This is a genomic window from uncultured Agathobaculum sp. (assembly GCF_963927765.1).
Lineage (GTDB): Bacteria > Bacillota > Clostridia > Oscillospirales > Butyricicoccaceae > Agathobaculum.
This window is the reverse complement of sequence record NZ_CAWVCU010000110.1, coordinates 25,889-41,801: the sequence shown is the minus strand read 5'-3', so window position 1 is coordinate 41,801 and position 15,913 is coordinate 25,889. Positions and strand designations below refer to the sequence as shown.

General features: G+C 59.7%; 11 protein-coding genes and 1 riboswitch. Of the genes, 5 read left to right on the top strand and 6 right to left on the bottom strand.

Annotated features, from left to right (window positions below; genetic code table 11):
• Positions 1 to 19 precede the first annotated feature (19 nt).
• Positions 20 to 610, top strand: a complete 591-nt coding sequence (gene lexA / locus ABGT74_RS10460) for a transcriptional repressor LexA (protein ID WP_346705475.1) — start codon at positions 20 to 22, stop codon at positions 608 to 610.
• A 195-nt stretch (positions 611 to 805) separates the two neighbouring features.
• Positions 806 to 2,848, top strand: a complete 2,043-nt coding sequence (recG, locus tag ABGT74_RS10455) for an ATP-dependent DNA helicase RecG (protein ID WP_346705474.1) — start codon at positions 806 to 808, stop codon at positions 2,846 to 2,848.
• Between the two features lie 36 nt (positions 2,849 to 2,884).
• Here the strand turns inward: recG and ABGT74_RS10450 are convergent, their stop codons facing one another.
• From ABGT74_RS10450 to pgeF, 4 genes are all read right to left on the bottom strand, one after another.
• Positions 2,885 to 3,784, bottom strand: a complete 900-nt coding sequence (locus ABGT74_RS10450) for a DMT family transporter (RefSeq protein WP_346705473.1) — start codon at positions 3,782 to 3,784, stop codon at positions 2,885 to 2,887.
• Between the two features lie 72 nt (positions 3,785 to 3,856).
• The gene (mnmA, locus tag ABGT74_RS10445) at positions 3,857 to 4,876 is read right to left on the bottom strand and encodes a tRNA 2-thiouridine(34) synthase MnmA (RefSeq protein WP_297284018.1); all 1,020 of its coding nucleotides are present in this window, start codon (positions 4,874 to 4,876) and stop codon (positions 3,857 to 3,859) included.
• Between the two features lie 19 nt (positions 4,877 to 4,895).
• Entirely contained in the window at positions 4,896 to 6,545 is a 1,650-nt protein-coding gene (locus tag ABGT74_RS10440; protein WP_346705472.1) for an ABC transporter substrate-binding protein, read from the bottom strand.
• A gap of 19 nt (positions 6,546 to 6,564) precedes the next feature.
• A complete protein-coding gene (gene pgeF / locus ABGT74_RS10435; protein WP_297284016.1) occupies positions 6,565 to 7,365 on the bottom strand; it encodes a peptidoglycan editing factor PgeF in 801 nt (266 codons plus the stop codon).
• 444 nt (positions 7,366 to 7,809) lie between these two features.
• Between pgeF and rny the strand changes: the two genes are divergently transcribed.
• Positions 7,810 to 9,354, top strand: coding sequence for a ribonuclease Y (gene rny / locus ABGT74_RS10430; protein ID WP_346705471.1), 1,545 nt, complete (start codon positions 7,810 to 7,812; stop codon positions 9,352 to 9,354).
• Between the two features lie 150 nt (positions 9,355 to 9,504).
• Here rny and brnQ read toward each other — a convergent pair whose 3' ends face one another.
• Both brnQ and ABGT74_RS10420 read right to left on the bottom strand, forming a co-directional pair.
• Positions 9,505 to 10,806, bottom strand: a complete 1,302-nt coding sequence (gene brnQ, locus ABGT74_RS10425) for a branched-chain amino acid transport system II carrier protein (RefSeq protein WP_346705470.1) — start codon at positions 10,804 to 10,806, stop codon at positions 9,505 to 9,507.
• A 119-nt stretch (positions 10,807 to 10,925) separates the two neighbouring features.
• The gene (locus ABGT74_RS10420) at positions 10,926 to 12,293 is read right to left on the bottom strand and encodes a sodium:alanine symporter family protein (RefSeq protein WP_346705477.1); all 1,368 of its coding nucleotides are present in this window, start codon (positions 12,291 to 12,293) and stop codon (positions 10,926 to 10,928) included.
• A gap of 136 nt (positions 12,294 to 12,429) precedes the next feature.
• Positions 12,430 to 12,535: riboswitch (glycine riboswitch) on the bottom strand.
• A 243-nt stretch (positions 12,536 to 12,778) separates the two neighbouring features.
• Here ABGT74_RS10420 and ABGT74_RS10415 point away from each other — a divergent pair.
• On the top strand, positions 12,779 to 14,530 hold the full coding sequence (locus tag ABGT74_RS10415; RefSeq protein WP_297283555.1) for an FtsW/RodA/SpoVE family cell cycle protein: 1,752 nt from the start codon (positions 12,779 to 12,781) through the stop codon (positions 14,528 to 14,530).
• Positions 14,531 to 15,904 carry a penicillin-binding transpeptidase domain-containing protein gene (locus ABGT74_RS10410; protein WP_346705469.1) on the top strand — a complete coding sequence of 458 codons (1,374 nt, stop codon included), beginning with the start codon at positions 14,531 to 14,533 and terminating at the stop codon, positions 15,902 to 15,904.
• The last annotated feature ends 9 nt before the right edge of the window (positions 15,905 to 15,913 follow it).

The following is a 15,913-nucleotide window of genomic DNA, read 5'->3' as shown; positions in this document are numbered from 1 at the left end:
TAGCAAGGAGTGCGTCCCTATGAAAAAAATCTCCGCCAAACAGCAACGGATTTTGGATTATATCAGCGAATTTTCTCTCGAGCACGGCTATCCCCCCTCGGTACGCGAGATCTGCGCGGAAATGAATCTGCGCTCGCCTTCGACCGTGCATGCGCACCTGAAAAAATTGCAGGAGGCGGGCTATCTCGAGCCGAGCGAGCATAAGTCCCGTGCACTGACCCCGGTTTCCGGCCCGTCCATGGTCACGCGCGTGCCCATTCTCGGTCGTGTCACCGCCGGTATGCCGATCCTTGCGGTCGAGGAACACGTCGGCTATATCCCGTTTGAGCCGGCGGCAAACGGCGGGGAATATTATGCCCTGCGCATCCGCGGCGACTCGATGATCGGCGTTGGCATCATGGACGACGACCTGGTGATTGTCCGACAGGACATGCAGGCCAGAAGCGGAGATATCGTCATTGCACTTCTGGAGGATGAGGCTACCTGCAAAACGCTCAATATCACACCGGACGGCGTATGGCTGATGCCGGAAAATCCCGCCTATCCCCCGATCGACGGCAACGGCTGCCAGATCCTCGGCGTGGTCAAGGCCGTTTATCGGGAATATTAAAATCAGTCGATCGAAACTACAGTTTCGATCGAGCTCTTACCGATGGCGGCGCGCGCCCGCCGGGCACACTTGCCATCGGTTTGTATAAAAACCGTGATACATGCTCCCGGTTTTTATGAACCTTGCGTTATACCGCAAGGTTCTGTTTTATACGCGCTGCGGCGCGGAGGTGAACAGCGCGGTAAGGAGGAAGGTATGCCTGCACTTGAGGACAGCATCCGCTTTGTCAAGGGCGTTGGCCCGAAAAAGGCGGCTTTGTTTGAAAAACTGCATATCCGCACGCTGCGCGACGCGCTGGAAACCTATCCGCGCGATTATGAAGATCGCACAAAAATCACGCCCATTGCGGACATCGCGGAGGACGGCAAGTACGCCATCCGTGCAGTCGTCGGCACCGAGCCAAAAACCACCCATATCCGCAAGGGCATGACGCTGGTCAAATGCACGATTTTCGACGAAAGCGGCTCGCTGCCTGTGACTTACTTCAACAGTCCCTACGCCGCGGCGCTACTGCGTGTCGGACAGGAATATGTGTTTTACGGGCGTGTGCAGGCAAATGGGCATACGCGCATGCTGGTCTCACCGCAATCGGAAAAGGTCTCGCCCGACGCGGATCACCCCGGTCGCATCGTACCCGTATATCCCTTAACTGCTGGCCTGACCCAGCGCGACATGGCGCGCGTGACCGAAGCGGCGCTGGACGCAGTGCCGGGCGACTGGCCCGATCCGCTGCCCGAGGTGCTGCGCGCGCGCTACAATCTGCCGGACGCAGCCGATGCGCTTGCCGCCATTCACCGACCCCAATCCGCGGAGGATATGACCGATGCGCGCCGCCGCATGGTGTTCGAGGAACTTTTCCTGCTGTGCTGCGGCTTGCAGCAGCTGAAGGAGCGCCGCCGTGCGGACACGGGGCTGGTGTTTTCGGATGCGTCCCTTGCCGACTTTTTCGCCGCGCTCCCCTTTTCCCCCACGGGAGCGCAGCGCCGCGCGATTGGGGAAATCGCATCAGACTGCGCCTCGGGCCGTCCGATGAACCGGCTGGTACAGGGTGATGTCGGCTCAGGCAAGACGATTGTCGCCGCGGCGCTGTGCGCGCTGGCCGCAAAAAGTGGCTATCAGGCCGCTTTCATGGCGCCGACCGAAATTCTTGCGGCGCAGCATGCGGAAACGCTCGCGCCGCTGCTGGAAAAGCTCGGCATCTCCTGCACGCTGCTGACCGGTTCCATGAGTGCCGCGCAAAAGCGCGCCGCCCTTGCCGCCATCGAAAGCGGCGCGGCACAGGTCGTGATTGGTACGCACGCGCTCATCCAGCAGAGCGTGACTTTCCACCGGCTGGGCGCGGTCGTGGCGGACGAACAGCACCGCTTTGGCGTGGCGCAGCGCGCCGCGCTGTCCGCCAAAGGACAAACGCCCCACGTACTGGTCATGTCGGCAACGCCCATCCCGCGCACGCTTGCGCTCATCCTGTACGGCGACCTTGATGTGTCCGTACTCGACGAAGTCCCGCCCGGACGACAGCCGGTCGAGACTTATGCCGTGGGTGAGAATATGCGAAAGCGCATCACCGCCTTTATTGACAAGCAGATCGAGCAGGGCGGGCAGGTTTATGTGGTGTGTCCGCTGGTCGAAGAGGGTGAAATGAACCTCAAAAGCGCCGAACAGCACGCGGTCGACCTGCAAAAAGCACTGCCGCACCGACGCGTTGCGGTGCTGCACGGGCGCATGAAAAGCGCGGACAAAGAGCGCATCATGCAGGCATTTGCCGCGCAGGAATATGATATTCTAGTCGCCACAACCGTCATTGAGGTCGGCGTGGACGTGCCGAACGCCAACCTGATGGTCGTTGAGGATGCAGACCGTTTCGGCCTGTCCCAGCTGCACCAGCTGCGCGGGCGCGTGGGCCGCGGCACGCGGCAGTCCTACTGTATTTTCTTCGGCGCGGACAAAGGCCAGACGGCGCGCGAACGGCTAAAAATCCTGTGTAAAACCAACGATGGCTTCGAGGTCGCGCGCGCCGACCTGTCGCAGCGCGGCCCGGGCGACTTTTTCGGACGGCGGCAGCACGGTCTGCCCGCGCTGCACGTTGCCGACCCGATTGCCGACCTCGCGCTCATGCAGAGCGCGCGCGAAGAGGCCGAGCAGATTTTGCAGACCGACCCAACACTTGCAGGCTATCCGGAGCTGCGCGCGCGCGTGCACCGCATGTTCGAGGAGCGGGACGACGAGGCGTTCAACTAAAAGGAGGGACAAACCGAACCGGTTCTCCCTCTTTTTCTATTCTTTTGTCGCTTTCTTCGTACCGTCGCGTTCGGACAGCACCAGACCGCCAAGCGCGAGCACGGTACCCAGCCACATAGACGGCGTCATGGTTTCATGCAGGATGAGCGCTGAACTGATGATCGTCACAATCGGAGTGGCATAGATATACGCGCTGGTGCGCACTGGCCCAAGCAAAAACACCGCACGGTTCCACGTCACAAAGCAGGTCGCAGACGCGCCAAGCCCCAGAAACAGCAGATTTGCCAAATGCACCGGTTCCAGCCACGCCGCCGGTCCCGCCGGAAAGCCCTCCAGAAATGCGGGGATGAGCAGAAACAACAGCCCGTAGCCGAACACACGGCAGGTCAGCGGCACAGTGGCATACCCCGCCGCGCCCAGATGCCGGATCAGCACAGAGTATACGCCCCAGACCAGCGCCGCGCCCACGCCGAGCAGCGCGCCCAATGGGCTGAAGTGCAGTTCGCTCACGCCTGCAAGCGAGACGAGCGCCACGCCCGCCATCGCACAGATAAAGCCGCAGAAAAACCAGCGACCGAGTTTTTCATGCAGCAGCAGCGCGGCGAACAGCGCGGTAAACAGCGGCGCCGCCGCCACGATAATGCCGACAAGCGATGCCGATATGTAGGTCAGTGCGACGTTTTCCATCAGAAAATACAGCGTCACGCCCGTCAGCCCCGCCAGTGCAAACAGAATTTCGTGCTTTTTTTCCTTGGCGCGCATCCAGCCGCGCGAGGCGATCAGCAGCGCCACAAACCCGAGCGCAAAGCGTGTGACCATGATTTCCACCGGTGAAAAGGTGCGCAGCAGCACCTTGGTCGAAACAAATGTCGTACCCCAGACCATTACAGTGAACGCACCGAGCAGATGGCCCTGCAGCACATGGTTTTTCTCCATACCCGTATCCTCCCGCGCGCCCCGCGCGCAAAATCAGGCGGAAGCGCCGCGCGCTCCCGCCTTTTCGTGTTTTTATTCGATAAATCCGCCGCCGATGACGATATCCCCATCGTAAAACACCGCGCTCTGCCCCGCAGCCGGTGCGCGAACCGCATCCTCAAACACGATGCGTGCACCCGTGCCGTTCGGATAGATGGCTGCGCGGTCACTGCGGCGCGAAAAGCGCACGCGCACCTCGCAGGTAAACGCGCCGTTTTCCGCATACTCCGGCGCGATATAGTGTACATCCCGCACGGTGATCTCGCGGCGGAAAACATCCTCCAGCGACAAAACGACCTCATTGGTCTCCGGCCGCAGCTCATGCACAAACAGTCGACCCTCTGCTGCAACGCCCAGCCCCTTTCGCTGGCCGACCGTATAGCAGTGGATACCCTTGTGCTGTCCGAGCACCTTGCCGTTTTCATCCACAAAATTGCCCGGCGGGCAGGCCGCGCCATGGCGCTCGAGCCAGCCCTGCGTGTCACCGTCCGGAATGAAGCATACGTCCATGCTATCCGGCTTTTCCGAAACCGAAAGCCCGATCTCTCGCGCGTTTTCGCGCACTTCTGCCTTGTTTTCCGCCTCACCCAGCGGGAACACGCAGCGCGCGACCGTTTTGCGCGGCAGGCGGTACAGCATATAACTCTGATCTTTTTCCGCGCGGGCACGCCGCAGCAGCGCACGACCTTCGGCATCGCGCCCCGTGCGCGCATAGTGCCCGGTGGCGATATACGCCGCGCCGATCTCGTCGGCGTAGTCGGTCAGTGCGCGGAATTTGATGAGCGGGTTGCACATCACACACGGATTAGGCGTGCGCGCATTGCGGAAAGAGTCGGCAAAATACCCGCAAATCTGCTGCTCAAACGCTTCGCGCCGGTGCGCGATATACAGCGGGATCCCCAGATCGTCCGCCGTATGCTGAGCGGCTTCCTCGCCGCCGAGGCCGACCTCAAGGAACAAGCCGTACACTTCATAGCCCATGTCCCGCAGCCGCGCCGCGGCAACCGCGGAATCCACGCCGCCCGAAAGTCCCAATACTACCTTTTCTGCCATGAAAAATCTCCTGTTTTGCTCAGTTCCCGCTTGTCCAGGTTTCCAGCCCCGCAAACGCATTATACGGCGAGGGGGCGTAGTTGTCGATCAGACCTTTGCGGATGATGATTTGTCCGCGCTCAAACGCGATCGGAATGATCGGCATCTGCTCCAGAAACAAGCTGTAAAACCCGGAAACATTCTGACCGCTGCGCGCTGCCGCGACCGCCGCCGACATGTCCTCGCTCGAATAGCCGCCATAATTGAGGCTCCCGCCGGAGGACAACAGCGGACGCAGGTCAAAATCCGCAGTCAGCTGCGTTTCTCCATAGTATACATCAAACGAGCCGGATTGCAGCATGGAAATAAATGTCTCATACGGCTGTTTGTCCACCGTCACCGTCACGCCGTCCAGCGCATTCCAGGACGCGGCAATCTGTTCCGCCGCCGCCACCTTAAAGGCGTTGTCCGAATTGACCAGCAGCCGAATGGACAGCGTCTGCCCACCGGTACCGGACGCGGTGGTGTCGGTGTCTGTATCCGTTTCGTCTGTACCGTCCTCGTCGCTATACGCATCATATTCGTCGCCGGTTTCATCGGTATTATCGTATTCGTCCGTATCGCCGGTTTCGTCGGATGTATCCGTTTCATCCGTGTCCGACTCCCCGTTAAGCCCTTCCCGCAGCAGCTGCGCCGCGCTCGACGCATCCGCGGACATATTGAGTGTCAGGTTCTCGTCCGTCGGCTGCGGATTGACCGGCAGCACCGCGGGATCGGCAAAGGTTTGCAGCTGCGTTGCGCACAGGCTCTGCCGTGAGATCGCAGCGCTCAATGCCTGCCGCACCTTGGCATTGGCCAGCTGGCTATTTGCATGATTGATGCCCAGATAGTGCAGCGATGTGCTGGTTGTCTGCACAGTGTCCACCGAACCGCCGACCGACGGGGGATCGGGCGAGATACGCGCCGCACGCATCAGGGACACGTCACCCGTCTGGAAGCTGGACATCGCCGCGTCCGCGCGTGTCATTGCCACCAGCGTGATTTTGCGGATTGAACCGAGGAAACCGCCATGCCAGTTTTCGTTGTCCTCCAGCGTCCACTGCCGCTCCTGCTCGACGGGCTGGAACGGGCCGGTGCCGTCGGCAAAGCTGCCGCTGTCGGCCGAGCCTTGCCGATAAATCGGGATATCCAGCAGTCGCGGGAAGTTGATGTTGGGCGAGGTCAGCACGATGCGCACCTCGCGGTCGCTCACCGCCTCGATGGAGGAAACCTCCGTCAGGCGGTTGTGATAGGGCGAACTCTCATTAAACTGCGCGGTCTGCAAGCTGGTGACCACGTCGCGCGCCGTCAGCTTTTCGCCCGACCAAAAGGTCACATCGTCCCGCAGGGTGAAGGTGAAGGTCGTGCCGTCGCCTGTATAGGATTCGCACAGCACGTTTTCCGCCGTAAAGTTCGAGGTGACCTCAAACAGCCCCTCATATAGTGCTTCGCACAGCACACGGTTGATGCTGGTATTATCCAGCACCGGGTTGAGCGTGCCGTTCTGATACCACGCCAGACCAAAATACGCATCCGACACCTTGACATTGTCGACCGGCGCATCCTCCCCGCCCAAATCGGGCAGGCTGCAGGCGCTCAGCAGGCACAGCGCCGCAAAAAACGCGGCGAGCACGCTTTTTTTCCATTTCATAAACCGGACTTCCTTTCGGTTACAGGCAGATCACACCGCCCTGCACGCCGCGCTGGCCGTGCGTTTTGCGGTGCGACCAGAATTCATCGGCATGGCACATCGTGCAGATGCCGCTGTCGATCACGTTTTCCGACTGAAGGCCGGCGTTTTGCAGCAGCTGCACGCCGATCCCCTGCAGATCCACATGAAACTTTGGGCCTTTTTCCATAATATAAGGCTGCACCAGCGCGCCGAGCTGCTTTTCCATCGCTTCCGGCACATCCGCATCGGTTTCAAAGCACTCCTGCCGGATGGACGGCCCGAGCACAGCACGCAGACTTTCTCGCTTTGTGCCGAGCTTTTCCTCCATCACCGCCACGGTTTTGGGCAGGATACCCGCGGCCATGCCGCGCCATCCCGCGTGACATACGCCTGCGGTGTGGGTCGCGGGGTCGTACAGCAGCGTTACCACACAGTCCGCATAAAAGCCGCAAATCGGCGTATCGGGCAGCGCGGTCACGATCGCATCCGACTGCCACGCCATCGGGCGGGTCAGACCCATACCGACCTGCTCTTCCCCGACAACTGAAACCTCGGTTTCGTGGATTTGGCGGGTCAGGGTGATGCGCGTTTCATCCACGCCCAACCCTTCCGCCAGACGGCGATAGTTTTCGCGCACGTTTTCTTCGGTATCCCCGCGGTTGAAGCCAAGATTCAGGCTTTCGCAGTGCCCCGTGCTCACACCGCCGAATTTGGTCGTAAAGGCATGGCGCACCGGCAAGCGGCGGCAGGTATAATAAACAAACGGGCCGCGCTGAATGCGGCACATAGACTGGTGCATAAGCGTTCCTCCCGATATATTCGTTTTATTATAGCAAATCACCGCCTGTTCCACAAGGGCGCGCCCGGGCTGTTCTCAAAATACGCCAAAATCTGCACGGTATAGCATGGGTTTTTCTTGACAGTTTGACCAACAGGCTTTACAATTGATTGTAGTATAATACCTGCTGTAATATAGCCGGCGCAATTTCGCGCAAGGCTTTTTTCAAAGGCATTATAACCCGGTGTTTTTCAAACGCCATTCGCTACGCAGGGCCGCGCCCGTTTGTTTGTGAACGATTGGCCTGTTGCGCCATTTTTTGTCATTATTTCCCGCATGGTTTGCCATATAGAGTGCCATTGCTGCAAATCTGCGTTCCATTTTGCCGAAAGATACCGCGCAAGCCTTTTTTCGCCCAAACCGGTGCTGCCTCAAAATCAAAAAATAGGAGGACACACCAAACATATGACCGACATCATCATACCGATCATATCCGGTATTGTGTGTCTCGTTGTGGGCATTGTCATCGGTTTCCTGTACCGCAAGAGCGTTGCAGAAAAGGAGATCGGCTCCGCCGAGACCGAAGCGACACGCATCATCAACGAAGCCATCAAAGCCGGTGAAACCAAAAAACGCGAATCCATTCTGGAAGCCAAGGATGAAATCCACAGACAGCGCACCGAAGCCGATCGCGAGCTGAAGGAGCGCCGCAACGAGACCCAGCAGCTTGAGCGCCGCCTGATCCAGCGCGAAGAAGCGCTCGACAAGAAGAGCGACACGCTCGACCGCAAGAACGAAGAGCTGACCCGTCAGCTGGAAGCAACCCAGAAAGAAAAGGAAGAGCTGTCCCGCATCAAGGCGGAGCAGCTGGAGAAGCTGGAACAGATTGCCAGCATGACCCGCGACGAAGCGCGTGAAATGCTGGTCGCCTCGATCGAATCCGAGGCCACGCACGATGCAGCCGTCAAGCTGCGCGAGATCCAGCAGAAGCTCAAGGACGAAAGCGAGCAGACCGCACGCGAGATCATCTCGACCGCGATCCAGCGCTGCGCCGCCGATCATGTTTCCGAAGCGACCGTTTCGGTTGTGCCGCTGCCCAACGATGAAATGAAGGGCCGCATCATTGGCCGCGAGGGCCGCAACATCCGCACGCTTGAAACGCTCACGGGTGTCGACCTGATTATCGACGACACGCCCGAAGCGATTACCCTTTCCTCGTTCGACCCGGTTCGCCGCGAGATCGCGCGGCTGGCGCTCGAAAAGCTGATCGTGGATGGCCGCATCCATCCCGCCCGCATCGAGGAAATGGTCGACAAATCGCGCCGCGAGGTCGAGCAGATCATCAAGTCGGAGGGCGAGCGCGCCACCTTCGAGACCGGCATCCACGGCATCCATCCCGAACTCATCAAGATCCTCGGTCGCCTGCGTTACCGCACCAGCTACGGCCAGAACGTATTGCAGCACTCTATCGAGGTTGCACATATCGCCGGCATGATGGCCAGCGAATTGGGGCTTGATCCCCTGCCCGCACGCCGCGCCGGCCTGCTGCATGACATCGGCAAGGCGATCGACCATGAGGTCGAAGGCAGCCATGTCCAGATCGGCGTAGACCTTGCCAAGAAGTACAAGGAAGCGCAGCCGATCATCCATGCAATCGAAGCACACCACGGCGACGTAGAGGCCAAGACCACGGTAGCCTGTCTGGTGCAGGCCGCGGACGCGATCTCGGCTGCACGCCCGGGTGCGCGCCGCGAGAATTTGGAAAACTATATCAAGCGTCTGGAAAAACTCGAAAGCATTGCAAACGAGACGCCCGGTGTTTCCAGTTCCTACGCCATTCAGGCAGGTCGCGAGATCCGCATCATTGTCAATCCGGATAAGATTTCGGATGATGCAATGATTCTGCTCGCCCGCGATGTGGCCAAGAAGATCGAGGATGAACTCGACTACCCCGGCCAGATCAAGGTCAATATGGTGCGTGAGACCCGCGCCATTGACTACGCGAAGTAATTCTTCTATGGATATGAAAAGCAGACCGCTTTTGCGGTCTGCTTTTTGTTATAGATATGCGGCACGAAAAAAAGGACGCTTTCCGCGTCCTTTTTTTGATGGATGGGAAAAACGTAATCATCCACAGGCCTGTGGAAAAATCGTCATTCTTCATACTGTCGCTTGTGAACGGCGGGACAAGCCAAGACCCAGCAGCAGCCCGATGAGCGCAGGCAGCACCCAGCCAAAGCCCGCTGCGGTCAGTGGCAAAAAAGCAACTGCATCCGTCCACACTGGGATAGACAAACCGCTGTGCGCAAGCGCCTCGGTCACGCTCTGGACACAGGTCAGCCCCACGGCCAGCGGATAGACCAGCCGGAAAGAAGCCAGCTGCGGCACGAACGACAGCACGATCAGCACGATCGCCGCCGGATAAATGGCGTTCAGCACCGGCGTGGACAGGCGGATGATGCCCGCAAGGCCAATGTTTGAGACGACCATGCTTGCCACCGAAAAGAACGCCGCGAATGCGCGATAGGACACGCGCGGGAACAGCCCGTGGAAGTATTCGCTCACGCAGGAGATCAGGCCGATGCAAGTATTCAGGCAGGCGATTAGGAAGATGGCTGCAAGCAGTATGCGGCCGGGTATGCCGAACAGTGCGTATGCAAGGGAGGAAAGGGTGTCTGCGCCGGATTCGCCGAGAGGAAACGCCGCGCCCGAAAGCGCACCCACATGCGTCAGCATTGCATAAATCACCAGCAGTAGCGCACCTGCGATCCAGCCCGCGCGGATCGTACCGCGCACGACCTGCTTTTCCTCCTCAATGCCTTTGGCGCGGATGTTGAGGGCGATGATCGCGCCAAAGTTGAGCGCCGCGATGGTGTCCATCGTCTGGTAGCCGCCGAGAAAGCCCACCGCCGCAGGCAGAGAAGCATAGTTGGATTGCACCGCGCCGTAATGCGACGCAACCGGCGCAACCAGACAACCCGCAAACAGCACGACGATCAGCACGATCAGCGTCGGGCACAAGATTTTGCCGAGGCGATCGGTCAGCTTGTCCGGTCGCAGGGCTATTAAGAATGCGACCGTGAAAAACAGCACCGAATAAACCGCCTGCTTTGCCGTGCCGCCTCCGATAATGGGCGCAAACATTTCAAACGAGGTGCTTGCCGTGCGCGGGATGGCAAGGCATGGGCCGATGGAAAGATAAATCAGCATTGTAAACACGGCGGCAAAGCGCGGGTGCACCCGTCCCGCAAGGGCGGACAGGCCGCCCGATCGCGCCACCGCGACCACACCCAGCACAGGCAGGCCGATCGCACTCATGGCAAAGCCCAGAAAGGCCGGCCACGCGGCCGTACCCGCCTCGGCGCCGAGAAACGGCGGGAAAATCAGATTGCCCGCCCCGAAAAACATGGAAAACAGCGTAAACCCAACCAAAAGCAGGTTTTTGCCGTGCAGCTTTTGCATGGAAAGTCCCCCTTTATGCAACTCAATCTTTATTATACCCGATCGGTGGGACTTGTCAAACGAAACCGGGCAAGCAACAAAAAAGACCGCACAAAGCGGTCTTTTTTGTCTAGAAACGTTTACTTTTTCATGATATCCTCGCCATGCGCGGCACGCGCCACGATGCCGGACAGGAACAGCAGCGCCACAAGGTTGGGGAATACCATCAGTGCATTGAACAGGTCGGACAGGTTCCAGACCAGATCAACCTTGAGCGCCGAGCCGATCACGATGCACACGACGACGATCGCCGCGTAGACCTTGGTCGCCTTCTTGCCGAACAGCGCCTTGACGTTGGTCTCGCCGAAGAAGTACCAGCCGATGATGGTCGAGAACGCGAAGAACAGCATGCAGATCGCGACAAAGATATTGCCGAACGAGCCCATCGTGGTGTTGAACGCCGCCTGCGCCAGCTCGGTGCCCTGCAGGCCGCCGGGCACGCCCGCCTGAAGCTGGCCCGAGGTCAGGATGACCATCGCGGTGAGCGTCAGCACGATAAAGGTGTCGATAAATACGGATACAATGGCGATCTCGCCCTGATCCTGCGGCTTTTCCACCTTGGCCAGCGCGTGCGCGTGCGGGGTCGAGCCCATGCCGGCCTCGTTGGAGAACAGGCCGCGCGCCACGCCGTAGCGCATCGCCTGCTGCACGGTGATGCCGACCGCGCCGCCGAGGATGGCCTGCGGGTCAAACGCCGCGACAAAGATCGACTGGAACGCCGGGATGATCGCCGCATGGTTGATGACCAGAATAGCGCCGCAGCCGACGATGTAGAAGCACGCCATGATCGGCACCAGCTTCTCGGTGACCGACGCGATGCGGCTGACGCCGCCGAGGAAGATGAATGCCGCGATGATCGCGCAGATAACGCCGATCACGATCGGCGGGATGCCGAACGCGGTCTTGAACGACGCGCTGATCGAGTTGGCCTGCACCATGTTGCCGGTAAAGCCGAGCGCAAAGATGATGGCGAGCGAGAAGAAGCCCGCGAGGAACTTGCCGAACTTGCCGGTGAAGCGCGCGCGGATGTAGTAGATCGGGCCGCCGGTCACATGGCCTTCCTTATCCGTGGTCTTATACTTCTGCGCGAGCACGGCCTCGCCGTAGATGGTGGACATGCCGAAGAACGCAGAGAGCCACATCCAGAAGATCGCGCCCGGGCCGCCCGAGTACAGCGCGGTCGCCGCGCCTGCGATGTTGCCCGTGCCGACCTGCGCTGCGATCGCGGTGGTCAGCGCCTGGAACGGGCTCATGCCGTCCTTGCCAGCCTTTTCGCCGTGCAGCGAAAAGTTGCCGAACAGCCGCTTCCAGCCTGCGCCGAATTTGCGCACCTGCACAAAGCGCGTACGGATGGTGAAGATGATGCCCGTGCCCACCAGCAGATACAGCAGCACGCTGTTCCACACGATGTCGCTGATCTTGCTTACAAGATCCGCCAGTTGATCCATTGACATTTCTAAATACCCCTTTTTCTTTTTTGCGGCAAACAAAAAGAGCCAGAACCCTGTATTCAGGGTCTGACTCTGAAAGAACGGCCGGACAGCGCGGCAAGGAACGCAAAAAAAGCGCCCGCCCCTGCGCTGTGGTTCGCACTCTGTCCTTTTGCCTGAGAGATTGACGCGCGGTTTCCCCAGCCGCACGCTTTGCACCTTCGGCAGCTCCCTGCGGAGCGTTCTCCAGAGTCACATCCATTTACAGTCCCCATCCGGATATCCGGACGCCTGAGAGTTTTGCTCCTTCGGCAAGCCAAACGGCTTTTTCCTGCAAACTTCGTTTGTCGCTGTATGCTCTTGAATATCAGTGTATCATCCTGTGCGGATACTGTCAAGTAGTATTCCTTTCTGTCGTTCACCGGCGGTTCATTTGTTCCTTGACAAGCTGTGCTATAATATAGAGGTTAAAGAATTCGATTTCCGAAAGGAGGAATTTCAACATGAACGATGCCTTGCAGCGTCTGCTGGACACGCTGACGGCCTTTTTGGCGGAAAATCCGCTGGTCGGCGCATGGTACACGACGGTGGTCCGCTTCGTGTTTCCCATCCTTGCGCTGATGATTTTGGTCGGTGCGATCCGCTCGCTCTGGAAGGTCAAGCACCCGGACGAGGTCTGGGGCTATCTGGGCATGGCAAACGGCGTGCGCCTGCCCATCACCCACTGGGAAAACATCATTGGCCGCGCGCCCTCGTGCGACGTGCAGCTCGAGTATCCTTCGGTTTCGCGGCAGCACGCCGCGCTGATCCGTGAGGACGACGGCAGCTGGACGGTGTACGACCTCGGCTCCAAGGGCGGTGTAACGGTCAATGACCTGCCGGTGGACGAATACGCGGTGGTCGAGGACGGGGACACCATCGCCTTCGGCGGTATCCCGACCATGCTGGTGCCGATCTCGGTGGAGGAAAAGCGCGAGCAAATGGTTGAGCGCCGCATCGAGGGCCGCCCGGCAGGCATGTGGGGCTCTCTGGTGCTGCTGACGCTGTTTCAGGTGCTGACTGCCTTGCAGCTGATTGTGGCCGCGGGGGACGAGGCAACCGTCACCATCCCGCTGACCTTTCTGGTGCTGACGCTCGTGTGTTGGGGATACTTCATCATTCTGCGCTCGTTCCGTCGCATCGGTTTTGAGATGGAAACCATTGCGTTTTTCCTATGTACGCTGTCACTCGCTGTCACCGGATCGACTGTGCCGGACGAAATGCCCAAGCAGCTGATCGCCATTCTGATGGGGCTTGCCATCTTCCTGATCCTCGGCTTTTTCCTGCGCGATCTGACGCGCGCGCAAAAGGTACGCGTGTTCATGGGCGCGGCGGCGGTCGGTCTGCTGGTCATTACACTGCTGATTGGCTCGAGTCAGGGCGGCGCAAAGGCGTGGATCCGGTTGGGCGGCATGTCACTCCAGCCGTCCGAGCTGGCTAAGATCTGCTATATCTTCGCAGGTGCGGCAACGCTCGACCGTCTGTTCAACAAACGCAATCTGTGGATGTTCATCGGTCTGACCGGCATCTGCGGCGCATGCCTCGCGCTGCAAAACGACTTTGGTACGGCGCTGGTGTTCTTCGTAACCTTCCTTGTCATCGCATTTCTGCGCTCGGGCGACTTTGCGACCATCGGCCTGATTTGCGGCGGCTGCTTTGCCGGCGGCATGCTGCTTCTGACGATCAAGCCGCACGTCGCGGCACGTTTCTCCTCGTGGGGACACATTTGGGAGGACGTGTACGGCGCGGGCTTCCAGCAGACCCATACGCTGACCGCGGCCGCATCGGGCGGCTTGATCGGCGTGGGCGCGGGCAAGGGCTGGTTATCCGGTCTGGCCGCAGCTGACACGGATATCGTGTTCGGCATGCTGTGCGAGGAATGGGGGCTGCTGATTGCAGTGCTCGCCATCCTGTGCATTATCACGCTGGCCGTATTCGCGGTGCGTGCGTGCCGCGCGGGCCGTTCCAGCTTCTACACGATCGCGGCCTGCGCCGCGACCAGTCTGCTGGTGTTCCAGACCTGCCTGAACGTGTTCGGCGCGGTCGATATCCTGCCGTTCACGGGCGTTACCCTGCCCTTTGTCTCCAACGGCGGCTCGTCCATGCTGTCCGCATGGGGCATGCTTGCCTTCCTCAAGGCGACCGACACGCGGCAGAACGCATCCTTTGCGGTCAAGCTGCCCTCGCGGCGCGAATTGCGCGGGGAGGTGGATTAAATGCGGAAAATCGAAAAACGCGGTGTGTTCTGCCTGATTCTGGCGGCGCTGCTCGGCCTCGGACTGGCTGTTTTCTGCTTCCAGTTCGTGATGGACGGCGGCGATTGGGCTTCCTATCCCTATAACCGGCATCTGTACAGCAATTCCGGTCAGCTCAAGGGCGGCACCATTCTGGACCGAGACGGCGATGTGCTCTCCTCGCTCGACGAGGATGGCAACCGCACCTATTACCCGGATGCGGATATTCGCCGCGCAACCCTGCACGCGGTGGGCGACCCTGCGGGCAACATCGGTTCGGGCGCGCTGACTGCCTTCGCGGACAAGCTGTCGGGCTACAATCTGCTGACCGGTGTCTATTCCCCGCTCGGCACAGGCAACAATCTGTATCTGACCATCGACGCTTATCTCAACAACGTCGCCTATCAGGCGCTGGGCGGCATGAGCGGCACGGTGGGTGTGTACAACTACAAGACAGGCGAAATCCTGTGCATGGTGTCCACCCCAACCTTCGACCCGGCCGACCCACCGGATATCGACCCGGATGATCCGGCATGGGACGGCGTATACGTCAACCGCCTGCTGTCGGCAAACTCGATCCCGGGTTCGATCTTCAAGGTGGTCACACTTAACGCGGCAATCGAGAATATCCCCGACCTGTTTACGCGGTCATGGACCTGCACTGGTTCGGTCGAAATCGGCGGCGACGTGGTCACCTGCCCGTATGCGCACGGTGAGCAGGATATCGAGGATGCTCTCGCCAATTCCTGCAACGGTGTATTCGGTCAGCTCACGGTTGAGCTGGGCGGCGATACGATGCAGAAATACACCGACGCAGCCGGTCTGACCGAGTCGATCAAGGTCGACGGCATCACCACCTCGCAGGGCCATTTCAATTTTGACGGCAACGACAACCAGCTCGCGTGGGCGGGTGTCGGTCAGGGCGAGGACACCATGTGCCCGATCAATATGATGCTGTATATGGGCGCGATCGCCAACGGCGGCAAGGCAGCAATGCCGCGTCTGATCGAAAAAACGACCACGGAGTACGGTCTGCCGACCGGTCTGTACTTCGCGCACAAGTCCTCCAAGCTGATCGAAGCGGACACGGCGGATACGATCTCGGACATGATGCACAACAACGTCATCGAGACCTACGGCGAGGACCGTTTCCCGGGCATGGACATCTGCGCCAAGTCCGGTACGGCGGAGGTCGGTGCGGACCAGACGCCGAATGCGTGGTTTACCGGCTTCCTGCGGGATGAGGCCACGCCGTATGCCTTTATCGTTCTGGTAGAGAACGGCGGCGGCGGTTCGTCGGTCGCGGGTACGGTAGCCTCCAAGGTGCTGACCGCGGCGGTCGAAAAAGGATATTAACGGCAAAAG